24 protein-coding genes are annotated in these 20,867 nt (G+C 62.1%); all 24 read right to left on the bottom strand.

Features of this window, described 5'->3' with window-relative positions; all coding sequences use genetic code 11:
- Positions 1 to 220 precede the first annotated feature (220 nt).
- On the bottom strand, positions 221 to 1,129 hold the full coding sequence (locus IB279_RS02955; RefSeq protein ID WP_192339064.1) for a hypothetical protein: 909 nt from the start codon (positions 1,127 to 1,129) through the stop codon (positions 221 to 223).
- An 8-nt stretch (positions 1,130 to 1,137) separates the two neighbouring features.
- Positions 1,138 to 2,676 (bottom strand): hypothetical protein, encoded by a 1,539-nt coding sequence (locus IB279_RS02950; protein ID WP_192339062.1) that lies wholly within the window; start codon positions 2,674 to 2,676, stop codon positions 1,138 to 1,140.
- The gene (locus tag IB279_RS02945; RefSeq protein WP_192339060.1) at positions 2,676 to 5,198 is read right to left on the bottom strand and encodes a phage tail protein; all 2,523 of its coding nucleotides are present in this window, start codon (positions 5,196 to 5,198) and stop codon (positions 2,676 to 2,678) included. The genes IB279_RS02950 and IB279_RS02945 overlap by 1 nt, the downstream gene beginning before the upstream one ends.
- An 8-nt stretch (positions 5,199 to 5,206) precedes the next feature.
- Positions 5,207 to 5,611, bottom strand: a complete 405-nt coding sequence (locus IB279_RS02940; protein ID WP_192339058.1) for a DUF6950 family protein — start codon at positions 5,609 to 5,611, stop codon at positions 5,207 to 5,209.
- 2 nt (positions 5,612 to 5,613) lie between these two features.
- A complete protein-coding gene (locus tag IB279_RS02935) occupies positions 5,614 to 6,207 on the bottom strand; it encodes a DUF2163 domain-containing protein (RefSeq protein WP_192339056.1) in 594 nt (197 codons plus the stop codon).
- Complete coding sequence (locus IB279_RS02930; protein WP_192339054.1) at positions 6,204 to 6,854, bottom strand: hypothetical protein; 651 nt, start codon at positions 6,852 to 6,854, stop codon at positions 6,204 to 6,206. Before IB279_RS02930 ends, IB279_RS02935 begins: the two co-directional genes overlap by 4 nt.
- Positions 6,854 to 8,740, bottom strand: a complete 1,887-nt coding sequence (locus IB279_RS02925) for a tail tape measure protein (RefSeq protein ID WP_192339052.1) — start codon at positions 8,738 to 8,740, stop codon at positions 6,854 to 6,856. Before IB279_RS02925 ends, IB279_RS02930 begins: the two co-directional genes overlap by 1 nt.
- Before the next feature lie 3 nt (positions 8,741 to 8,743).
- Positions 8,744 to 8,980, bottom strand: a complete 237-nt coding sequence (locus IB279_RS38105) for a phage tail assembly chaperone (RefSeq protein WP_192339156.1) — start codon at positions 8,978 to 8,980, stop codon at positions 8,744 to 8,746.
- A gap of 11 nt (positions 8,981 to 8,991) precedes the next feature.
- A complete protein-coding gene (locus IB279_RS02915; protein WP_192339050.1) occupies positions 8,992 to 9,393 on the bottom strand; it encodes a hypothetical protein in 402 nt (133 codons plus the stop codon).
- Positions 9,393 to 9,803 (bottom strand): phage tail tube protein, encoded by a 411-nt coding sequence (locus tag IB279_RS02910; protein ID WP_192339048.1) that lies wholly within the window; start codon positions 9,801 to 9,803, stop codon positions 9,393 to 9,395. Before IB279_RS02910 ends, IB279_RS02915 begins: the two co-directional genes overlap by 1 nt.
- A 34-nt stretch (positions 9,804 to 9,837) precedes the next feature.
- The gene (locus IB279_RS02905) at positions 9,838 to 10,302 is read right to left on the bottom strand and encodes a hypothetical protein (RefSeq protein ID WP_192339046.1); all 465 of its coding nucleotides are present in this window, start codon (positions 10,300 to 10,302) and stop codon (positions 9,838 to 9,840) included.
- A gap of 1 nt (position 10,303) precedes the next feature.
- Positions 10,304 to 10,597, bottom strand: coding sequence for a hypothetical protein (locus IB279_RS02900; RefSeq protein ID WP_192339044.1), 294 nt, complete (start codon positions 10,595 to 10,597; stop codon positions 10,304 to 10,306).
- Between the two features lies 1 nt (position 10,598).
- On the bottom strand, positions 10,599 to 10,928 hold the full coding sequence (locus tag IB279_RS02895; protein ID WP_192339043.1) for a hypothetical protein: 330 nt from the start codon (positions 10,926 to 10,928) through the stop codon (positions 10,599 to 10,601).
- Positions 10,925 to 11,371 carry a hypothetical protein gene (locus tag IB279_RS02890; protein ID WP_192339041.1) on the bottom strand — a complete coding sequence of 149 codons (447 nt, stop codon included), beginning with the start codon at positions 11,369 to 11,371 and terminating at the stop codon, positions 10,925 to 10,927. Before IB279_RS02890 ends, IB279_RS02895 begins: the two co-directional genes overlap by 4 nt.
- Positions 11,372 to 11,450: 79 nt before the next feature.
- The gene (locus IB279_RS02885; RefSeq protein ID WP_192339039.1) at positions 11,451 to 12,479 is read right to left on the bottom strand and encodes a major capsid protein; all 1,029 of its coding nucleotides are present in this window, start codon (positions 12,477 to 12,479) and stop codon (positions 11,451 to 11,453) included.
- Between the two features lie 28 nt (positions 12,480 to 12,507).
- Positions 12,508 to 12,864: a head decoration protein gene (locus IB279_RS02880; RefSeq protein ID WP_192339037.1), complete on the bottom strand. Its 357-nt coding sequence runs from the start codon at positions 12,862 to 12,864 to the stop codon at positions 12,508 to 12,510.
- A gap of 3 nt (positions 12,865 to 12,867) precedes the next feature.
- Positions 12,868 to 13,419, bottom strand: coding sequence for a hypothetical protein (locus tag IB279_RS02875; protein WP_192339035.1), 552 nt, complete (start codon positions 13,417 to 13,419; stop codon positions 12,868 to 12,870).
- Between the two features lie 23 nt (positions 13,420 to 13,442).
- Positions 13,443 to 14,351, bottom strand: coding sequence for a S49 family peptidase (locus IB279_RS02870; RefSeq protein ID WP_192339033.1), 909 nt, complete (start codon positions 14,349 to 14,351; stop codon positions 13,443 to 13,445).
- Positions 14,348 to 16,063: a phage portal protein gene (locus IB279_RS02865; protein ID WP_192339031.1), complete on the bottom strand. Its 1,716-nt coding sequence runs from the start codon at positions 16,061 to 16,063 to the stop codon at positions 14,348 to 14,350. The genes IB279_RS02870 and IB279_RS02865 overlap by 4 nt, the downstream gene beginning before the upstream one ends.
- Complete coding sequence (gpW, locus tag IB279_RS02860) at positions 16,060 to 16,296, bottom strand: gpW family head-tail joining protein (RefSeq protein ID WP_192339029.1); 237 nt, start codon at positions 16,294 to 16,296, stop codon at positions 16,060 to 16,062. The genes IB279_RS02865 and gpW overlap by 4 nt, the downstream gene beginning before the upstream one ends.
- A 9-nt stretch (positions 16,297 to 16,305) precedes the next feature.
- Entirely contained in the window at positions 16,306 to 18,348 is a 2,043-nt protein-coding gene (locus tag IB279_RS02855) for a terminase gpA endonuclease subunit (RefSeq protein WP_192339027.1), read from the bottom strand.
- Positions 18,345 to 18,974 carry a hypothetical protein gene (locus IB279_RS02850; RefSeq protein ID WP_192339025.1) on the bottom strand — a complete coding sequence of 210 codons (630 nt, stop codon included), beginning with the start codon at positions 18,972 to 18,974 and terminating at the stop codon, positions 18,345 to 18,347. Before IB279_RS02850 ends, IB279_RS02855 begins: the two co-directional genes overlap by 4 nt.
- A gap of 146 nt (positions 18,975 to 19,120) precedes the next feature.
- Positions 19,121 to 19,867: a hypothetical protein gene (locus IB279_RS02845; protein ID WP_192339024.1), complete on the bottom strand. Its 747-nt coding sequence runs from the start codon at positions 19,865 to 19,867 to the stop codon at positions 19,121 to 19,123.
- A 169-nt stretch (positions 19,868 to 20,036) separates the two neighbouring features.
- The gene (locus IB279_RS02840) at positions 20,037 to 20,831 is read right to left on the bottom strand and encodes a hypothetical protein (RefSeq protein WP_192339022.1); all 795 of its coding nucleotides are present in this window, start codon (positions 20,829 to 20,831) and stop codon (positions 20,037 to 20,039) included.
- Between the last annotated feature and the right edge of the window lie 36 nt (positions 20,832 to 20,867).

Genomic DNA, 20,867 nt, shown 5'->3' with positions numbered 1-20,867 from the left:
ACCGGGATTGGCGACGAACTCGATCCATTGCTGATCGGCAATTTCGACCGCTTCGATCGGGATCAGGCAATCCGGGTTCGGCTCCTCGCCCACAATCTCGACTTCGTGGGTATCGGCATCTGGCTCGCCGTAGACTGGCCGCATCTTGGTGCCGTGCACATCCTCGCTATAGAACGCTACCGGAAAACCGGCCTCAAAAACTGCAAACTTCGTCATCGTTTTAGTACCCCACTGCCAGCCAAAGTGCGCCCTGGCCGGCGCCGCCGACCGATCCGCCGTTGTTCACTGCTCTTGCCCGGATGTCGAAGCCGAACTTGTCGACGTTGCTCGTTGATACCGTCACGGCCGTTGTTGACGGCAAATCGGAGGAGGCCATGGTTGCCACGGCGGTGAAGCAGGTGACCGGAAAGGCGACAGGGAAGATCTTTCGGAAGTCGCCTGATCCGGTGGGATCGTATCCCCATTGAAGCATGAAACCATTCGGGAGCTTGTAGTAACCGGAGGTAGCCGCACTCCAAAGGACAGCGCTGTCGGTCCAGACCTTGCCGAGATCGAAGCTGTCGACCGTCGCCTTCAAGGCGCTGTTGTTCCAGCCAAGGAAGAGCTTGTTGCTTCCCTGGCCGACGCCTCCGCCTTGCTGCACTGGCGTGAAGCCGAGCGCGGCCTGCGCACCCAAAGTCGCGCGCGCCATTGCAGCATCGGTATCGTTCAAGAGGAATTTTATCCAGTCGCTCACCACGATCCACTCCATGGTGTTCGCGCTGAGCCCGCGCGGCACCATGCCGGCGGAGAGCTGCGATGCGATCGCGGCAAGGGCTCCGATTGACGGCGTGTCCAGGTCGGTGACGACGTCAAGCAGCTTGGTGTGAATGGCATCGACCGTTTTGAGATAGGCCGTGTCCTTGACGAGGGCATAGGGATAAGTGCCGCTCGCACCTTTCCATTTCACGGCAGCGGTCGCGGCGACTTCGCTGGTCACGGACAGCAACGGCAGCGGATTTCCGCCCGATACTTCGGGGTAGATGATGCCGCCCTCGATGCCGGCCGTTTGCCAGCCGGTCAACGTGCCGACGATCGCGGCCGAGTTCTGCGTGAGGGTTATAGTGCCGCTGGTGTGTGGGATGGTCATGGCTGCTCCTAAGCAGGGATGCCGAAGATAAAGTAACGGATGCCGATGGGCGGATAGGCGCCCTCAGTGCGCCAGTTTCCGGGGCTGTCGCCTCGGTTGTAATAGTCGCCGACGTTGCCCCTGAAGGTATGGAACCGGGCATTGTTCGCGGTCAGCTCGCAATAGGTGCTTTCGCCGGCATGCGCTTGGCCGCTGTAGATGTATTTAAGCCGCTTCACGAACGGCAACCGATAGATTGCCTGCCAATCTCCGAACACAGTGAAACCCAGCGACTGGTTGCCGCCCGGACCATGCGTGGTGATGTACTTGACCATCGGGAACATACCGGTTCCGTCGAACGGAACGTCCACGATCACGTCGTTGCCAGCCGCCACATTGAAATAGCCTTCGGCCAGGATCTGCACCTGAGGCCACCGGCTGTCGATGATGATGTCAGGCCAGGAGGGAGGGTTGGCCGCACCGGGACGCAGGAATTGCGTGACCTTCACTCCGTTTTCTTCGAACAGCCGGAACACCTTGAACGATCCGCCCGTCGGCGCGCTGTTGTCCTCAAGGTAGAGCATGAAACGAGCGCGCATCGCTTGGGTGGCATCGAAATAGATCTTGCTGCCGTCGAACCAGTATTCCGCGCCAAAGTCGAGATCGACGGGCGACGACGGATAGTGGATCACCGCGCCGGAATAGAAGTGGACATCGAGCGCGATCATGTCGGGAAGCTGGATGCCCGTCTCGAAGAAGCTGACGCCGGCCGGAAGCGCGATGTCGGCCGCCTTGATCACCTTCACCGGCAATCGGCTGTTGTCGAATGCGAGCTGGCGAATTGTTGCCGTGTCGACATTGTAGCCAGGCTTCGCCGCCTTCATAAGATCGGGGGCGATCTTGATCACCTTGCTGCCGTTCGGAGCCAGTAGCGGCGCTTCGTCGACCGGGTCGCTGTTGCCAGGCAGGTTCCAGACGACGATCCGCTTGTCCCGTGATCGGAACTTGTTGAAGGCGTCGATGCCGTCAAACCGGGTGATTTTCACCACGGTACCAAAGGCCATCGAGCCGTACTGGCTGACCGCACCGGTGAAACCCTGCACCCAGCCGATTTGCTGGTAATTTCCGACAGCGTAGAAACCGCCCTGGCCGCGATAGTACGAACCACTGTCCGTCCAGGCGACCATTTGCTGATTGTAGCGGTTGCTGCCACCCCCCTTTTTCACCTTCACATCAAACAGCGGCACGTTGTAGCGCAGCGTCGGAAACGCCGAGTTGCGATAGTGCCAGTCGCTGCTGCCGCCACCGGAGCCCTCGCACTTCTCATAGTTGCCCGCATTGGCGCCGGCCGGATGGTAGTAATAGGCCGCGCTGTCGTTCAAACCAGGGCGGGAGATGACGTTGCAAAGCTCCATATCGGCAAGGTTCGCCTGGATCGAAAACTTGCTGTTGTAGAGGAATTTCCAGCGCTGGTTGTCGGGCGTGGTGCGTGGATCGTCCGCATCACTCTTTGTGATCTTGATGCAGGCATAGCCGGTGGCGTCGATGCCGGAGAAAGTTCTAGCCATCAGTGCCAGACCTCAAAGCCGTTAGCGTTCACAATCACCTTGCCACCACCGAGGCTCATGGTGCCGGCATAGACCGTGCCAATATCGGCGATGTTGAGTTTGAGCACGCCGCCCTCGTAGACCATCGGGTAGTTCCGCGTCGTGCCATCCGAGACCACCCACTGATCGGTGATCGTCGCGGAGCGCGACTTGAGAACGCCGTTGACCGTATAAATTTCGAGATACTGGCCGACCTCCTTGTAGGCGTCGCCAATGTTGGCTCGGGCCACCATTGCGTAGCGGACATTGACGCCCGACTGATCCGCCGCCGCGCTGAACTTGACCATACCGCCCGCGAAACGGTCTTTGAGTTCGGCGCTGATTGTGAGCGTGCTCTGAGTGAGCGCGCTCGTCTCGGTCGCGCGGGTAGTCTCTTCCTGAGACAGGCGAGCATTTGTGGTGTTGAGGCTCGCTTGCATGACCAGAATGGACTGCGCCAGCGCTTCGTCGCCCGAGACCCTCACGCGGCGCTCCTCGACGATCTGAGCGAGCGCGTTCCCAAGCTCGGCCCGCAGCGTCAGCCGCTGGCGCTGGCCGATCGCGTTCGCCAAGGAAAACTCAAGCAACCGCTCGTCCATCCGCTCGATCGAATCTGAGAGTTCTTTCTGGATATCTTTGAACCGATCGAGAACATCATCGCGCACCTGTCCGAGACCGACCTGGACATTGAGCATGCCGGTCCTGCCCGCCGTGGTGCGCCACGGGGTGAAGGTGCGCAGCCGGTCAGGGTTCGTCTTGATCGTCGCCCGGCCGGCGTAGATCTTGTCGGATAGCACGTTCTTTGTTGTACGGTGCCGCCCGCTCTCGGGCTCGGCGCACTGGTCGGTGAAGTCTTCGAGAGTGCCGTCGACGCGATAGACGAAGAGAACATCCGTGATCGTCGGATCGTCCGGAGGGGTCCAAACGAATTCAAGCGCCGGCACGTCGAAACCGTTCCCGCCTTGGATCATGCCGGCAAACACGTCGAAGTTCTGCACCGTGAACAGCAGCGATGGATTGATCGGCGGAATGGGCGGGATGACGATCGGGCCTGGCACGATATCCGCATCGTCATAGATGTCGGCGCCCGCCTCGGAAAGCACGAAGGTGAAGCGCAGATCCTCATCGCAGCGCCATTCGGAGATCATCCAGACCTTGCCGAGATAGCTAACCCACTCCCCCTCCATCGCCTTCAGGCCGACGCGACGGCTCACGGGTACCGTCGCCGTGCCGCCTCTGCGGTTCTGGCGATAGCGCACGTTCAACAGGTACTGCGCGATATCGGCGTCCGACACCTGCAGGAAGTCGATCGACGTCTGGCGCGCGCGCTTGTCGGCCGCGACGTCGGCATTGACGACGATCGGCTTCAGGCTTTCGGGGTTCCACATCGCCGCCGGCGAAGTGAACTGGCCGGAGAGGTGATTGATCAGATCGAAGGCCGATTTGCGCGGCTGGCGCGGCTTCGGCCGATCTGCCGGGATATCCTTCTCGGTGATTTCAAGCACCGGGATCTGGGGGGCACCGACGACAACGCCCGAGAGGCCACGACGGTTCAGACCGTAGCCGGCCATGGCATCGTCAAAGGCCGAGAGCGCCTCGGTGTGATCGGTCTCGGAATTGACCCAGAGCGAGCACTGGTAGATCGGCTTGCCCTTGCGCAACGTGCGGCAATAGTTGATCGCGACGAAGTAGGACGACAAGTCCAGCTGGCCGAGCGACTTGCCTTCACCGATCAGCGTGCGGCCCGAGCGCAAGCCCCTGAGGCCGAGCTGATAGTTGAGCCGGTGGATGGCCGGGTTCAGCGTATGCGTCCAAGTCGAGGGATCGTTGAGCCGCTGCGGGCCGTTGCCGCCGGCGACCGTCGAGTCCTTCGTCGGATCGTACTCGCGAAGGCCGCGCAGCACCCACTCGAATTCCGGGCGACCCTTGTCGAATTTCGAGCTGTCATAGCGGCGCTCGACAACGACATAGGCGAGACCACTCAGCCGGCTGGTCGCCTTCCAGACCTTGCCGAGGCCTGCCGTATCGTTGACCAGCTTCTGGTCGACGGGCTGGCCAGGGCGGCCGTCATAGAAGCGGATCGAGACGAGGTCGCCAAAACCGTCAACGCCGAAATGCGCGACCTCGCCACCGATGATCGGCCGCGCGACCAGGTTTTTTTTCTCGCCATAGAAGTAGCAGTAGTTTTCGAGGCCGTCGCACCAGCCGTTCGCCAGGATGAAGACGTCGGCGTTGACTTTGTTGCCCTTGCCCCACTTGGCGTAATAGGCGCGCTGCCCGCGCGTCTTGCCGGTACCGAGCAGCGCGTCGACAGGCACGTCTCCGCCCATCTGCACTTCGCCCTGGACGGCCGTGAACTTCTGCTTCTTCTGCTTGTTGGTGAGCTTGCCCAGCCCGATCTGTGCGCCGAATGCCAGCGCACCCCCGATGAGCTTGGCGGCAAGCAACGAGCCGCCGAAGAGCGCGCCGGAGATCAGCGCGCCCAGACCGGAAAAGATAGCCATGGAGAGAGTTATCCGAGATGGAAGGTCGCAATGACGTCGGAAAGGCCGTGATCGCTACGGCCCCTCTCGGTTTTGGTAATGAAGCGGTTGCCGAGGCAGACGCCGACATGTTCGGCGCCATCGGCGAGCCGGAGAATGACCAGGTCGAAATAGCGCGCCGAGGCGGCGCCATCCGGCTCCTGTCCCAGCTCGGCCGACCAGAAATCGACGAGGCTCGAAAACCCGCGCCGGCGCAGCGCAATGTGCGCGCCTTTCAAGGTGCGATAGGCGCCGCGATATTTGTCGACCAGCGAGGTGCCGTGCAGCGCGTCCGCCATGGCGCAACCGAGATGAAAGCAATCGGCTGGGCCATAGGCATAGGGGGTCGACAGCTCACGCTCGAGCGTGGCTGATCCGATACGAAAACGCTCCATGGCTATCTCGAAACCTGTCCCCATTCCTCGGGAACCGTGCCGATCGTCGCGACATATTCGAGGCCGGTATCGGTCTCGTCATTGTCGAACTGCTGCTCCGCGGTGCTGCGCTTGATCAGCGTTTGCCCCCGGGCCGAGCGGCCGGGCGGCTGCAACTCGATCGTCAGCGTCAGCATGCCAGAGCCATTGGCATCGAGCGCGTCATCATTGAAGCTGACGCGGTCGATCTCATAGATGTTCGACACGAGGATGCCGACCACCTCGTTGGTGTCTGGCACGCCGGCGAGATGGGTGATGATGACCGGCGCGTTCGGGTAGTCGTACTGCTCGATCTTGGCGACCGCGTCATCGGGATCGTCGACCGGGATGTTCGAAAACACGATCGTCCGCGTCGTCACCGCTACGCCGACGCCACTGTTGATGTCGCCGCCCTGCAGGAATCTGTTCGGCAAGTACTTCAGGCCGTTATAGGTGAACGGTCGCCCGCCACGGTGATAGCCGACGGTCTTGCCAGGCAGATCGAAACGGATCAGGTCAAGGCCAACAAATTCGCCGCTCTCGACAATCGCTTCGACCTCAGGAGAAAGCACGCTCATGAGAAAAACAGCTCCGTGGCCGTGAACTGGACATTGGAAACCGGCCAGGACTTCGGAAGGCTGAAGCTGCCTTCGTCCATCTCCATAATGCAGGCCGACTTCTCGAAATGGACCGTATTGCCCGCGGCAAAGGTCTGGGTGTCGAGCGCGAAGCGGATCGACAAGGTGACGACGCCGACGCCATTCGCGGTCGCCGGCGCCGTGATGCGATGCAGCGAACGAACCAGGGGCGATTTGCGGACCTCGACATAGTCGCCGACCGAGAGCGTAAAGCCGGCCGGCAGACCGTTGACGACGATCGTCTTCGGGTTCGTGATCGCTTGCAGCACAGCGTCGCCATTGAAGGCACCGCCGCCTGCCTTCACGCCAGCGAGCGGTGCGCCGGCGTAGGCGATCGGCCGAGGCCTGTGCGGATCATAGCCCGCAAACACCCCGCCATCGCTGGCAAGCATATTGAAGGCGTCGAACAGCGAGACCTCGTCCGTCGTCAGCTTGGATGCTGCATAGGTCGCCACCCAATAGGGCGTTCCGCGCAACATCGTCTCAGTCCGCCGGCCGAGCATGCGCGAAGTGCTACGGGTGCGGATCGGGTCGAACGAGATCGACGGGCCATAGATGACACCCGGAAGCGCGATCAGATCCGGCATCAGTACTCCCCGCCGTTTTGGCGGACGTTTGCCCGCGCCGCCTCGTTCCGCCTGATGAGCTGCACCGTCTGGCCGCTGGCCTGGTCGAGGATCTTGGCGACCAGGTCCTGGCTGAGTTCAATCTGAACGACCGACGGGCCGCCATTGCCCGTTTCGCCCGAGGCGGAACCCGGAAGCTTGCTCGGCGCGATAATGCGGCCGTGGTTCGTCGGAACCATGAATTCGTCCTCATATTCGTTGACGCGATAAATCCGACCGGGCGAGACATCGCCGCCGCCGGCGCGTGCGCCACCGGTCAGGAAAGCGCCAAGTGTCGTGTTCGGCACGAAACTCGGAGAGAAAAGCCCCTTGTTGCCGCCGCCAAATCCGCCTGAGAACGCCTCGAACAGCGAGCCGAAGAGCCCCTTGCCGTTGGTCTGCACGTTGATCAGCTCTGTGAGTAATGCCGCAATTGCGTCCTTCGCATCGAAGGTCCCGTCGATGATCCTCATCAGCTGATCGTCGAGCGTGTCACCCATGCGCTGCGCTGCATCGCGCATCCGCTCCTGGCTGCTGATCAGTTCTTCCTCGGCCGCCATCTGCTGATACTTCTTGTCGATCAGCTTGGAGATTTCCTGCCCCTCTTTCGAGGCGAAGGTAACGCCGGCTTCGCGCAGCGCGATCGTCCGCTCGCGCTCGATATCCGTCAGCCCCATCACGGCAAGCTCGTCACGCAAGGACTGAATGACGTCGTCGATCGCTTTCTTTTCCTTCTCGGCTTCGCTGGCCGCTTTGGAGCGACCGCCGCCCTTGGCTTTTGCGCCTCCCGAACCCGCCTTGGAAAACGCGTCTTCGATGCGTTGCTGAGCAAACTCGCCTCGCAAGATGTCCTGCGCGGACTGGATGCGACCGCCCTTAGGAGCGGCCTGCTTTTCAACGCTGTCGTTGATCCCAGCCCGCTTGTCCAGAAGGCTCTGGATCTCGTTCATCTCCTTGTCGATCCGGGAGATTTCCGAGGCTGTGTCTCGGCCAAAGAACGCGCGGAAGCCTTCAGCCTCCCCCTTGGTGCTTAACGCCTTCTCGCGCGCCTGTTTCAGCATGGACTGGCGATAAAGCAGACTGCCGGTTTGCTGCTGCTCGTACGCTCGGAAGGAATCTGTGAAGCTCATGAAGGCGCCAGCCGCGTCAACGATCGCAGCCTTCAGGTTCGTACCCACGGTAGTCGCAATCAGATTGAATTGCCGATCAATCTCCTCGGCCCGCGCGACCAGCTCTTTATCCATCACCAGGCCGAGGTCATGAGCTGCCTTGATCTGGTCGCGAATGCCTTCCTCGCCCAGCCGGATCAACTGAAGAAATTGCTCGCCGCCGGCGCCGCCGAACACTTCATCTAAGATGCGGATCTGCGCCGCCTTGTCGAAGTCCTGCAGCTTCCCGATGATCTCGGTAAACAGAGCCGATGGGTCCTTCAGCTTGTCCTTCAGCTTTTCCGCATTATAGCCGAGGCGCCGGAAGGCCTCAGACGCTGAGCCGCCTCCCGTCTCGATAAACTCATCGGCGCGCAGGTTAAGTTCCTTGAGACCATCCGTCAGACCATCGACGGCGACACGGTTCTGCTCTGCCACGAACTTGAGTTCCTGAAAGGCCTCGATCCCTACGCCAGCACGGCGGGCTTCTTCGCCTACTGCCGCTATCGCACTAGCAGCATCCTTAACCACAGCAACCGTAGATGCCGAGATGATGCTTGTGGCCAGTCCCGCAGCGCCGCCAATCATTCCCTTGATGCGATTGAACGAGGCGACCACATCGGTCGCTGACGACTTCGACAAAGCCCGAATGCGGGCAAGCGCAGATTCAAACCCCTTGGCGTCACCAGATATCGTGACAGGAATATCAGGACGCGACATGGCTTATCCCTTCGGTGCCCCTATGACTTGATGATTGGGATTGGCCTTCAAAGAAGGCCGAACCCCGTAAGCAGCCGCGGCACGGCGAACCTCCTCGCGCGTGATAAACGGCGCACCGCTCAGTTTTCCGGACAGCCCCTCCAGCGCCATCTCAAATTCGGCGGCCGTCGCCTTCCAGAAGATCTCCGGCGACCAGCCGAGAAGCTTCGAGGAGGTGGCAACGCGATACGCCGTCTTGATCTGGTCTGAGATCAGGAGGGGCTGACGGGCTTTCCCAGGACGGCATCCACCGCGATATCGTTCGCCGTCCGCTCATCGCGGCGGATGCGGCCCGCTTCGATGTGGCCGGCAAGCGCGGCCTCCACCGCGTCGCGCCAGCTTGCCTGGTCGGCGATCGAGATGTTGCTGTCGTCGAGGATCTTGGCGACCAGCGCGTCGAGCTGGTCCGCGTCGTCGACAACAATCAGGCAGCGCACAGCACAGGCAACAGCCTTCGGCTCGAAGCCGAGGAGCCGGGCATAGATCTCGTCAATGGTTTTGGCGCCAAGCGCCTGAGACAACCGGGCAAGGCCGGAGAAGGTGACGGCGATGCGGAAGTCGATGGCGCCGATCTTGACCGGCGCCTCTCCGCGAATGGGATTGATATCCTGCATCAGACCGCCGCCACGAAAGTGATGACGCCGGTCATCGAGCACCGGATGTCCATCTGCAGCTCGTTCGTCTTGTCACCGGAGAAGGTGATCGACACCAGGAGATCGCCCTCGAAGGTTCCGACGCCAGGCACGGTGACCTGATACTCGGTGATGACCTGGTTGATGGCATCAGCGGCAACGGCCTTCATCACGGCGCCGCTGACAAAGGCGCCCTGCCCGCTGAAACGGACGGACTGGATGCCGTGCATCAGCGCAAGCACCAGCTTGCTGCCGGGATCCATGCAATTGGGCTTGGTGATGTCGATCTCTTCGTTGTTGATTTCGAGAGACCGCTGTTCGGTGATGCAGGCGAGAGTGAACGCGCCGGCACCATCGGAGCGGCCAAGGGTGAGCGTACGGCCGAGAGCCATGGCAAAATCCTCTGTTTGTCGGGAGGGAGAAGCGCTAAAGCGCCGACTGCTGCGGATCGGCCGCAAGCGTCTTGTAGGCGATCCGGTAGTTGAGCGTGCCGGCACAGAGAGAGGTGCCGGTCTGCGGGTTCACATAGTGGCGAGACGTCTCAAGCAAGGCTTCGATCACCAGGCCATCAAGCTCGATGGCGACGCCCATGGCCGCCTCGACCTCGACGCAGATCTCGTCGAACTCAAGCTCCGGATCGTTGTCGCGAAGGTGAACGACGATCGACAGCGGCAAACTGCGATCATAGCCATCCTCGCCGTTCGGCCCGGAGCTCGGGCGCACGCTGGCAATCTCGGCGCTGTCAGACCATGTCAGCGTCAGCGCCGGCAACGCCTCCTGCTTGATCGCGCCCTTGCGGCCACGAACGACCTTGTCGGCATCGGAGAAGCGCTGGATGGCAACGAGCCGCGTCTTCACCGCGTCGAAGATCTGGGTGCGAAGGTGCGCCATGTCAGGCGATCGTCTTGCCCAGGTCGCGAAGCGCCTGGCCGAGGATCTCGACCGAATAGCCGAGGTCCACAATCTGCTCGCGCGTCTTCTTCTGGTCGGCAAGCCGCCCGACGTCGGAGCGGATCGCCGAGCGCAGGCGCGACGGCAACTGCTGCCACGGCCGTTGCGTCATGCCGCCGACGGCCTTGCGAGCCGCATCTTTCTTTCCGCCTTCGTCGGTGGCGAAGAGCGCCTGGCAGATCTCCTCGGCCGGGTCGACCTTCGCCTCGGCCGCCGGTGCTACCTGTTCCTTCATGTCAGATGTCTCCTTGAAGGGAGAGCTTCAGCATCGCGCGAGCGTCGTCTCCCACATTGATGATTGGATAGGTCAGGCCATCGATCGTGACTGTGTCGCGCTTGCTTTCGAGGCCAGGCACGTCAGTCGCGGCAACGGCGAGCAGATGCGTTGTTCCTTCGACCGCCTGATCGACCTCCTCCATAAGCTCGACCTCGCGCCAGACGCGCAGGATGCCCCGAACCGCCTTCGGGCTGACGACGCCGGCGATGGTGAACACCGCGTCGACATTGCCGAATGCTCTCGCGAACTTCGGCCCCATTCGGGCAAAGACGTCGGGGCGCCTGCTCATTTCGCGGTCAGCTTCGCGAGATCGGCCTCGAGGGTCTTAACCTGACCCTGCAGAGCCGTGACCTGATCGGCGAGAAGCGCGTTGTCCTTGCCCAACTGATCGTTGTCGGTTTCAAGGGTTTCGTTCTGCTTTTGCAGCGCCTTGCTGTTTTCGATCGACGTGTCGCGCTCGGCGGTCAGTCGATCGACATCACCGAGCAGATCGTCACGCTCGGCGGTGAGCTTGGCAAACTCATCCCGGATCTTCGCGAGGTCCGCATTCGACGGTAGGGGAGCGCCCGAGACGTCAGGCCCGCCGGTGTAGTCGCCAAAATTGGCGCGCAGGTTCTTCACCTCGTCCTCGGACAGGCCACCGCTGGTGCCGACCGGGACAGCTTCACCGGGCTTGTAGACCTTCTTGCCGAGGGTCACGGTGACGTTGAACTGCTCTGTTTTCTTGCTCATCTGAGCCTCCAAATTCCGTCACGCTCCGCCATCACTAGGACGGCGGAGATGAAGCGGATGTGCGGTTTTTAGGGATGGATCAGCGGACCAGCGCGAAGAGGCTGGCGTCCGGCTCCGGCATGATCGGCAGCGGGGCAGACTGCGTCTGCACGATCGTGCGCGACGGGTTGCGCTCCGGCCACATGTCCGGGAAACGCTCGACGGAACGCAAGACGTTATTGTCGAGGATGGCGCCGTAGGCGAAGTGACCCATGAAGCCGAACGGATCGAACACGCCGACGCCGTAGGACGGCCAGAAGTTCTGCTTCACCCCGCCGACCGTGTAAGGCTGGGAGTACTGGATGAAGGTCAGCTCTCCGATGGTGCCGAGCACCGAGTAGTACTTGTTCTCGGCGCCGACCGAGACCGGGCCGAGCTGCATGATGCCACCATCCTGCCGGCGATTGTCGAGCATCTCGATGAACCGCGGCGACTTCTTGAGCAGGCCGGCCGCGCCGCCGCCGAGAAGCACTTCGCGGGCAGTGAAGCCGTTGGTGTTGACCAGCAAATCCACCCAGGCATCAATGCTGTCCATCGGATCGACACCGGCTTCGCCCCAGCGAGCCGCGCCGGCAAGTGCGATGGTGAGGGCTGCGTCACGACCGTAGGCGATCGTCTGCGTCGGGTAATCCTCGCCCTGCACAACGACCTGGCCGGTGCGCAGGGCCTGCGAGCACATGAACTCTTCGCGTCGGGTGATACGCTGATCCTGGTCGTCGATGATCGTCGCGAGGTTGTAGGCGTAGCGCGCGGCCGGCGTGTCGCGCCCGCCGATCGGCTCGCCCGGAATACGGATCATGTTGCCACGCGGGCGCAGCGTGTTCTGGGGCTTCACATAGGCGGGCGCGAAGCTGGTCGCCTTGAAGCCACGGTTTGCAGAGTCCTTGCCCGGAACGTCCGGATGAACGAACGGAGCGAGTTCGCGATCCGGCAGGATGCGATCGAAGACGATTTCTTCCATGTCGGACAGAACGGTCGTCGAGAAGTACCGGTCGCGAAGGAAGCCCTCCGGACGGTCGCGGGGCGGCAGAACCGCGGTCAGTTCTGCGGTATTCAGAAGAATATCCATGTGTCAGGAACCTTTCAGGACTTTGCCGTCACTTCAGCGTGCGGACGTAGAGCGGCGCGCCTGCCTTGCGGAAAGCGGCTTCCACGGTCGCGGCGGTGTGACCGGCGCCAAGGATGAGTTTCGAGGCGTCGAGGCCGGCGCCGGCATAGGCAGCGGCAACAACGTCGCCGGCCGACGCATCGCAGTCGATCGCGAGCACGAGGCCCGGTGTCTGCGAACCGTCGGCGGCGGCCGAGGCGGACAGGATGTATTTGTCCGAGGCAGTGATGTTGCCGATCACGGCGCCGCGCTTCAGGTTCTGGCCGCTGGCGATCGTGACATTGCGGGTGACGACCGGCACGTCGGAGACGATCAGATCGTTCGGGGCGAAGGTTGCTTCGGCCATGGGTCAGGCTCCCTTACGGTTACGGCCGTGAATGGCCTTGATGGTGTTGCCGATGCCGGCAATCACGGCCTGGCGTTCCGCGCTCTTGCCGCTACCGGGCGTGCCGGCTCCGAGTTTCGGGGTCTTGCCGGCCATGCGGGCGCCGAGGCTGGTCCCGCCGGCGCTGGCCGATGCCAGAAGCGCGCCAGCGTCCTTGGCCGAGTAGAATTTCGAGCCGAAGGCCAGTTCGCTGGCGAGGCCGGGATTGCTCTCGGCTTTGGGGTGGGTGAGGATCGAGCGGATGCGACCCTGCTCGGCGCGGCGGATCGCGTTTGCCGAGGTCTTGCCCTCGTCCGTCTGCTCTTCGTCGGTTTCCGCCGAAGTGTCCTCTTCCTCGGCTTCCGCCTCGGGGTCGGTCACATTGTCTTCGGCAGAGGTGTCATCCTCGGTGCCTTCGGCGTTTTCTTCTTCTTCGAGGTCTTCCGGCCGTTCTTCTTCCAGCCGGGAGCCCTTTTTGCCGCTAATGGCGGCGAGCACGCTCCGCGTGAGCGCGCTGGTGCGCGTCAAGTTCGACATCGTCGTCTCCGTATGATGATGGGTTAGCCGGCCGTCCGGCTCAGTTCCGCTTCGAAGGCCTCGAGGACCTGCGAAGGACGTGCAACCGCGTCGGCGAGGCCGGCATCAACCGCCTTTTGTCCGCGATAGACCCGCGCTTCAGTAGCGAGCGCAGATTCCTGTGTCAGGCGCCCGGCACGGAAACGTGCCACGGCCGCCGCAAACTCGACGCGAAGCTCTTCGAGCTCCGCGAGTTCCTGTTTCAGCACATCCTCGGGGATGGCCTGATAGGGGTTGAAGTCGGCCTTGTGCGCACCGGCCGAAAGGATGGTCACTTTCAGACCTTCCTTTGCCAGCCAGGCACTCATATCGACGTGCATTGAGATGACGCCGATGGAACCGCAGATGCCCGTCTGCGGGATGAAGATTTGCCGGCACGGCGCCGCCTGAAGGTAGCCGGCCGAGCAGGCGTGATCGGTCAGCACCGCGATCGTCGGCTTGAGCTGCGAAAGCTCGAAGATCTGCTCGGCGCAATCGAAGGCGCCTGTCACTTCCCCGCCGTAGCTGTCGATCTCAAACACGACGGCCTTGATGTCATCGCGCTCCTTGCAGTCCCGCACCTGAGCCCCGATGGCTTCATAGCTGGTCATCCCGCAGGATTTGCCAATCCACTTGCCCTTGTTGACAAGCGATCCTTCGATCTCGATCAACGCAATGCCAGGAGTAACGACATCCGGCCCTTCGTAGACACGGTCGCCCCATCCGTCCTTGGCGCCCCGGATCTTGTCGCCGACAAGCCCCATCGCCTCGCCACCAACGACCTGCAGATCTTCACCGTCGGTCGAGCCGAGAACACGCGGCCCGAAAGCACGGGCGATGATATCGCCCTTCGACGGATGCAGCATCAACGGCGTGCCGAACATGCGACTGGCAATTTCTGGATAGTTCCTCATGCCGGTTTCCTTCTGGCAATGGCTGGAATGCCGACGGGATGACGGCGTGCGGATTGGCGGCCGTTGACCTCCTCTTCGGTATCCTCGCCGGGCTCGCGATCGTCGGCGACACGAGGCCGAGGGCCGGTGTTCGCAGTGGCACTGGAAAGACCGAGTTTGTCGTAGAAGGCGCGTTCCCGGGCCCGCTGAAGAGCATCCATCTTCCAGTCGCGACCCTGCTCGGCGGCTTCCTGCTGCAGCGTGGTCAGGTTGTTGTTGATCCGCTCGCCGGCGGCCTGCGCTTCGCGAAGCGGGTCGATCCAGCCACGGCCGGGACCGATCCAGTCCGCATGGCACCAGGCGGCGGGGTTTTGTCCAAAAGGAACCGCGCCCTCCGGAAGCTCGATTAGACCCTTGTCGAAGACTTCCTCGACGAACGCCCGATAGATCGGCCCCATGAACTGCGCGGCGAAACCGCCCTTCTTGGCGGTCAGGCCACGCCAGATTTCGAGCAGGGCGGCGCGCGCCGACGAGTAATTGACGTTGCTCCAATCCATCGTCAGCTGTTCGTACGTAATGCCGATCGCGCTCGCGACCTTGCGAAGGGCAGCGTTGACGAAGGCCTCGAAGTTCGCGTTCGGATGCTCCGGCTTCGTTAGGTTCGCCTTCTCGCCCGGCTGCAACACGTTGACGCGAACGCCGGGAAGGTCGATCGGGGCGGCGCTGTAATAGGCCTTCTGCGCCGCCGACAATTCGCCCATCAGGCCCGAGACCTTTGAGGCCGAGACGTCCTCACCCATCGCGTCGAGCAGTTCTTCGGGATCGAATGGCGTTTCGATAAAGGCCGCCATGACCGCGTTCAACGCAGCTGCCTGGCTCTCGAAATCCTCATAGTCCGTCGATTGCTTGATCGACCGGATGATCGGCGCCCAGTCCGAAACACCGCGCGTCATCCCCGCGCGCTTCTGCTCGAAGGCGTGAACAACGATCGGGCGGCCCCAATCGGTTTCGCGCTCGACATACTCCCAGTCCCAAAGGCCGGTGTTGCCGGCGAAGATCTCGCCCGGGTGCGACTTGCGGAAATGGTAGCCCTGCGGTGCGCTGTATCCGTCGATGGCAACACCGTCGCGCAGGAACTCCTCATCCATGCGGCCATCCGGGTTCGAGCAGCGCGCCGGATCGATGACATGGACCGCCGTCTGAAACTGCGGAGCCTCGTCGCGCCAGATGATGATGCCGAAAGCCTCGCCTTCCGGACCGAACCGATGGCGGGCAGCAAGGCCGAGAACGCCGGCCATTGTCTTGGTGCGCTCGGCGTCGCACCACTTGTCAACGTCCTGCGTGTAGTCGCGCCACAGAGCCTCCAGCTTGTCGGAGATCTCGTCCGCCTGCTCGAAGGTCATGTTCAACGACACATGGTTCGGTCGCGCCGCAAGCGTCCAGCCCGAGCCGATGATGTTGTCGACGAGGCGCGACGTGCCGGCAGCACCCCAACCGTCATTGCGCGCGACGTCGTTGAGGCGGTCGACCAGGTCGACACGGCTCCATGACAAGGCCGACTGGCCCGACCATGTGCCCGGACGCCACTTCGCCAACGACGGGTGATCGTTGCCGGCGCCCTGGTAGGCGGCCGACGCCATCATCCGGTTCTTTGCCATCTGCATCCGGGCGGCCTTGCGGGTCGCTTCCGGCAATGGCTTGGCGTCCGGGCCGAGGATCGCAACGTCACTCATCCGAAGATCACTCCCCGGCCACGGGCGCGAGCGGAACGGCGCTGACCGAGCTGCGCTTCGAGATCGCGAATGTATTGGCGCAGCGAGCCGCGATCGGCAGCGGCAAAGGACATCGCTTCCCCGTTGTAGGTCAGGCTCACTTCGGATCGCCCGATCTCCAACTGGTGGAGCGCTTCGCGCGCATCAGCGAGCCGCGCCAGAAGCACGGCGCGTTCCTGTTCGGTCAGAGCCATTGGATGATCCTAGCGGTTACGTTGACGAGCCCGCTCGGCGCGAGCAAGTGCTGCCGCGACGAGGGCTGAATTGTCGGGTGCCGGCGTTTCGGGCGCCGGTTCGGTTTTCACCTCGACCCGGTTGAGGTGGTCTTCAAGGTCGCCCTGCACGGGGGTTTCGATCTTGCCGAGGCGGTCCGCGATGGCGTCCCATTCCTCGTCAGTCCAGTACGGCACGCCCCAACGATAGGCACCGGCCAGGCTCTGGTTGAGCATGTCGATGATTTCGTTGCGCCGACCGTCGAGCAGCTTCCAGATGTAGCGAACGTGTCCACTACGGGTCTTCTTTTTCTCCGGAACGCGGGCTTCGGATGTCGCCTGCTGGAAGAAATCGTCACCGAAACCGCGCGCGAAACGAATGTATCCGGCGCGCTCAGGATCTGTCTTTTTGTAGTCCCGGTACAGGCGAAGCTTGAATGCCGACGAATTGAACGTGAAGAAGCGCGACGACCACTTCTGCTTTTTCGGCTTGCCCCGCTTGTCGTACTCCTTCGTCTGCATGATCGGCGGAGCCGCTTCGGTATTGCCGCCGCGAACCATGATGACGCGGGACTTTGGGTGCTTGCGAACCCAGTTCCAGACATCGTCGGTATAGGCATTGCCGTCGATCGCGAGACGATCGGCGGTTCGCTTACGGCCCAGATCGTCGGTCCATTCGCGCTGCAACAGCTTGTCCAGCGCTGCCCGAACCTCCGGCTCCGAGATGTGACCGGAGTGTTCTTTGTAGCCAGGCAGGTGACTGCCCGCCCGGTTGTCGATCACGCCGTGATCGATGACGGCGCGATATCGGTTTCGACCATAGCCGACAAGCAGCCATTCGACGCGATCGCCCTGAACGTCGAGACCGAGCACCAGCGCGAGCGCTTCAGCCGGAATGATGCCACGGTGAAAGCCGTCTTCGTCTGCACGGTCGCGAAGGACCTCCCAATCGACGGCCTTGTTGTCGGCCTCGTAGGCGAGACCAAGCCAGTCGTTGAAAAACGTCTGCTCGGCGCCGGAACCGTTGTCGCGCCTCTCCGGCCCCCCCACTTGAAGCGAGATCCATTCGCGCGCCAGGTTCTCCCAGCGCTCGAATGGCGAGTAAGCCATCCAAATTCGGAACGACCGATGGCGACGCGCCCGCTCCGGGTACTTCGCGACCCATTTCGCGCCGTTCTCGGGCCGCACCATCCACTCGCGATGATGCTCGTGGATCTCGCTGCCGCAACCGATGCAGACGAAATGCGCGTTTTCCGGATGCTCGGGATCGATGTGATCCCGCATGTTTTCCCAGCGCAGCTCCTGCAGCTCACCGCAATGTGGGCAAGGAACATGATAGCTCTCTTGCGTCCCCTCGCGATAGTTCGCCGTGATCTTGCATCCCGGCTCGACCATCGGCGTCGAGATCTTGAAGACCTTCGCGTTGAAGAAGGCCTTGCTGCGGCTGTCCGCCTGGGCTTCCGGGTCGCCGGCCTCGTTCATTTGCCACTTGGCAAGGTCGTCCTGGACCTGCTTTCGCGGCGAGATCATCGACAGGCCTGCCGGCGAATTGGCGCCAGCCGCCTGGATGGCGCCGCGCCCGTCGATGCGCTCTTTGTAGAGCACCGAGTTGCTGGCATCACGGCTGTTCTGCGAGAACAGCTTGGCGACGGCCGGCATTTCGCGGACCAGCGGCATCAGCTTCGTCTTCGACCAGCGGGCGGCGTTCTCTTCCGTCGGGTGGACGTAGAGGAAATCGCCGGGAGCCATGTCGAGCGAACCGAGCGTAAAGATGTTGGCGCAGATGGTGCCGCCGATCTGCGCCGACTTTGCCAGGCTGACGATGTTGCACGGATCCTCGGGCGACAGCGCCTCGAGGATTTCCGAGAAGAACGGGACGAGGTCCTCGTTATACGGGCCCGGGTGGTCCGTGATGCGCTCCGAGAACACGATGTTCCGCTTTGCCCAGTCGAGATAATTGACTGATGGCGGCGGTTCGCAGATCTCGGCCAGCACGTCCAGCGCAAGCCGCGCCGGATTGTACATCACCGTCACGGCTGATCGTCCTCGACGTGCTCATCGAGATCAGCAGAAGCGGCGGCGAAATCCTTCGCCTTCTTCGCCCGGTGATCCCGGAACGCCTTTAGCAGCACGTGCGTGGCATCGTGTGTCGAGACGGCGAACTGTGCAGCAAGCGCCTTCGCCATTTCTGGGATACCTTGCTCCATGACCTTGAAGGCCTCGGCCACCGCCTTGACCATCTCGCGACGGGAATCGTCCGTCAGCATGTAACGACCGAGCTCGAGCGCTTCCTCGCGCTCCATGCGGGCGGTCGTGATCTTCTGCTGCTTCAGCTTCTCGGCCGCGACCTCGTCGACGAAAGGCTCAAGTGGTCTTTCGCGAGCCGGCTGGCGTGCGGGAACATCGGCCCGATCGTCGGCAACGGTGCTCGGCGCCGTGCGCGTCGCGGTCCCGTTCGCGCCGAAGCGCTGGCTGGGGTCCAGCGTGCGCTGAAGCTGTTCGATCGCAACCGCCGTGCGGATCTTCGCGCTACGGCCTTCGCCTTCGAGCGCCTCGCCGTGGATTTTCCGTTCGGCGATGTATTGCGAGATGCGTCCGGCGCTGACGCCGACATGAGCGGCAAACGCGCTCTTCGTCATGACTTCAGCGGCAAGGCTCATCTTTAGGGCTCGTCTTTAGCCGGGCTCTTTAGTTTAGGCTTCCGACTTTAGGCTTCAAAAAATCGCTCAGACTAGGCAACCACCGCGGTGCCAAATACCCGTAGGCCGGCCGAGCCCAGGAAGGACCCGTGAAACGGGTCGACCGGTCATCGGGCCGTCCGAACCGCCCTTTCGAAGGCAGCGGCGAAGTTGTCGTGAATATTCGCGTCCACATGGCGCTCGACGACCTTCCGAAGGTGGAGGCGGACGCGATATGCGCTCTGCGACACGAACAAGATGACCGGAACGATCGCTTGCGTGGTCGGGTCTCGCTGGTAGACACCCGGAAACAGGTGGCTCGGGCGCTTGGCGGCGAAGAACCGCGCGTTCTTGTAGTTCTTGTTCCGCTTCACCGACTTGTCGGAGCGGACGCGGGTAGCGCCGGCACCCCGATAATCGATCTGAAGGTCGGCCATGACACGGTTCAGAAACCCTTGCGTCATGTTGCTGTATCGATCGAGTGGCGCACGCTTGGCAGGAACAGCGACCTCGTTGCGCTTCATGACGCCACGGTCGATCAGCTGCCGCTCGAAAGCCTTATGCGTGCGCATCCCGCCTTCTATCTGCGGGCCGAGGAACGCGGTTGCTGGCAACCCGCCTTTGGTTCGGTCACCCGTCACGACGACAGCCGCTTGTAGGTTCTGCCGGGTGGCCCGGTCAAAGACGACACCACGCTTGGCATAGGGTGTCGGCCGATCAAACACGCGATCCATCTCGCGCTGCACTTCGAGCCGGCCACCCTTTGCCGTCTCGTTCAGCGTCAGCATGATCGCGTAAGGCAACTGCTTGCGCTCGATATCACGCAAGGATCGCTCGAAACCCGACAGATCGAACCTGATGTGCGCGTCGATCATCGGGCACCTGCTATTGCCGCCATTACAGCGGCGGGGTTCATGGCTGCCTCCATCGTCTGGAAAGCAAAACCCGCCGGGTTTGCGTCCAGCGGGTCGAACCTGATCTTTTTCAGTGTGGCTAAGCTATGTCAACTTTCTGCCGCGCGCAACAACGTGCAGAATTTTCTATTTATGAAGCCTTTTCAGTATCTTGCGGAATTCCGACAAGCGACTTCCATGGTGCACGGATCGGGCGGAATGGCCACAGTTCATGAGAGGTAAGGCACGTCGGAGCCGAAAGGCGGAGGTGCAGCAGCTCAAGCGCAGATTGCCACAGCTGCCAATCGAGGCGGGAAAGAACGTCACCACGGATCGAGCGATCAAGGCACCATTTGCGATAAGCGCCCTTGAATGGCCGCTGGCGACGCTGGTCAAAGCCATTGTCCTCGTACTCGTAGGTCTTGCCGGTGCGATCTTTCGCCTTCCGCATGACGAACCACGCCGGCTTGCCGCGATGTTCTACCATGACAGTCTTCGGCGCCTCGGCCTGCCAGGTCGGGCCACGGCCGAGCACTGCCGAGGTTATGACGAGGGAAAGGATGTGGCGGCCACTCAAGCGATCGGCGCGCTTGCGCTGCTCGACAGCCAGTTTCTCGACTGCTCCAGCGATTAGCCCAAGTTCATCTGCCCAATCCGGGACGGGGTTCCATCCGTCCGCGATCTCGAAGCCTTCATGGGTAAGAGCACGCACCGCGTCGCCTACCACAACAGCATCGGGGTTCGGCTCACCCTCATAGATGAAGCCCGGGATCGCGCCATAAACGTTCGGGCTGCGGTCAACCATCGTTCCCAACGCCGCCATCTCCAACATGCCGCTCCAGGCGACGCTGTATCCCGGTCCAGCGTAGGTGCCACCAGAGCCGACCTTGCCGAGTTCCTTCGTAAAAGCCCAAGTCAGGAGCGCTTCGATGGTCGTCTTCTTCATTTCAAATCCTCTTTGGACAGCAAGGACAGCAACAAT

Origin of the sequence: Ensifer sp. ENS06, assembly GCF_014852205.1 — a bacterium.
Classification (GTDB): domain Bacteria; phylum Pseudomonadota; class Alphaproteobacteria; order Rhizobiales; family Rhizobiaceae; genus Ensifer; species Ensifer adhaerens.
The sequence above is the reverse complement of the archived record's forward strand: the minus strand, read 5'-3'. Positions and strand labels throughout refer to the sequence as shown.

What these genes read in the sequence shown, in the direction of transcription:
- IB279_RS02955 (WP_192339064.1), bottom strand. Translation starts at nt 1,129, where the DNA reads ATGACCATCCCACACACCAGCGGCACTATAACCCTCACGCAGAACTCG.
- IB279_RS02950 (WP_192339062.1), bottom strand. Translation starts at nt 2,676, where the DNA reads ATGGCTAGAACTTTCTCCGGCATCGACGCCACCGGCTATGCCTGCATC.
- IB279_RS02945 (WP_192339060.1), bottom strand. Translation starts at nt 5,198, where the DNA reads ATGGCTATCTTTTCCGGTCTGGGCGCGCTGATCTCCGGCGCGCTCTTC.
- IB279_RS02940 (WP_192339058.1), bottom strand. Translation starts at nt 5,611, where the DNA reads ATGGAGCGTTTTCGTATCGGATCAGCCACGCTCGAGCGTGAGCTGTCG.
- IB279_RS02935 (WP_192339056.1), bottom strand. Translation starts at nt 6,207, where the DNA reads ATGAGCGTGCTTTCTCCTGAGGTCGAAGCGATTGTCGAGAGCGGCGAA.
- IB279_RS02930 (WP_192339054.1), bottom strand. Translation starts at nt 6,854, where the DNA reads ATGCCGGATCTGATCGCGCTTCCGGGTGTCATCTATGGCCCGTCGATC.
- IB279_RS02925 (WP_192339052.1), bottom strand. Translation starts at nt 8,740, where the DNA reads ATGTCGCGTCCTGATATTCCTGTCACGATATCTGGTGACGCCAAGGGG.
- IB279_RS02915 (WP_192339050.1), bottom strand. Translation starts at nt 9,393, where the DNA reads ATGCAGGATATCAATCCCATTCGCGGAGAGGCGCCGGTCAAGATCGGC.
- IB279_RS02910 (WP_192339048.1), bottom strand. Translation starts at nt 9,803, where the DNA reads ATGGCTCTCGGCCGTACGCTCACCCTTGGCCGCTCCGATGGTGCCGGC.
- IB279_RS02905 (WP_192339046.1), bottom strand. Translation starts at nt 10,302, where the DNA reads ATGGCGCACCTTCGCACCCAGATCTTCGACGCGGTGAAGACGCGGCTC.
- IB279_RS02900 (WP_192339044.1), bottom strand. Translation starts at nt 10,597, where the DNA reads ATGAAGGAACAGGTAGCACCGGCGGCCGAGGCGAAGGTCGACCCGGCC.
- IB279_RS02895 (WP_192339043.1), bottom strand. Translation starts at nt 10,928, where the DNA reads ATGAGCAGGCGCCCCGACGTCTTTGCCCGAATGGGGCCGAAGTTCGCG.
- IB279_RS02890 (WP_192339041.1), bottom strand. Translation starts at nt 11,371, where the DNA reads ATGAGCAAGAAAACAGAGCAGTTCAACGTCACCGTGACCCTCGGCAAG.
- IB279_RS02885 (WP_192339039.1), bottom strand. Translation starts at nt 12,479, where the DNA reads ATGGATATTCTTCTGAATACCGCAGAACTGACCGCGGTTCTGCCGCCC.
- IB279_RS02880 (WP_192339037.1), bottom strand. Translation starts at nt 12,864, where the DNA reads ATGGCCGAAGCAACCTTCGCCCCGAACGATCTGATCGTCTCCGACGTG.
- IB279_RS02875 (WP_192339035.1), bottom strand. Translation starts at nt 13,419, where the DNA reads ATGTCGAACTTGACGCGCACCAGCGCGCTCACGCGGAGCGTGCTCGCC.
- IB279_RS02870 (WP_192339033.1), bottom strand. Translation starts at nt 14,351, where the DNA reads ATGAGGAACTATCCAGAAATTGCCAGTCGCATGTTCGGCACGCCGTTG.
- IB279_RS02865 (WP_192339031.1), bottom strand. Translation starts at nt 16,063, where the DNA reads ATGAGTGACGTTGCGATCCTCGGCCCGGACGCCAAGCCATTGCCGGAA.
- gpW (WP_192339029.1), bottom strand. Translation starts at nt 16,296, where the DNA reads ATGGCTCTGACCGAACAGGAACGCGCCGTGCTTCTGGCGCGGCTCGCT.
- IB279_RS02850 (WP_192339025.1), bottom strand. Translation starts at nt 18,974, where the DNA reads ATGAGCCTTGCCGCTGAAGTCATGACGAAGAGCGCGTTTGCCGCTCAT.
- IB279_RS02845 (WP_192339024.1), bottom strand. Translation starts at nt 19,867, where the DNA reads ATGATCGACGCGCACATCAGGTTCGATCTGTCGGGTTTCGAGCGATCC.
- IB279_RS02840 (WP_192339022.1), bottom strand. Translation starts at nt 20,831, where the DNA reads ATGAAGAAGACGACCATCGAAGCGCTCCTGACTTGGGCTTTTACGAAG.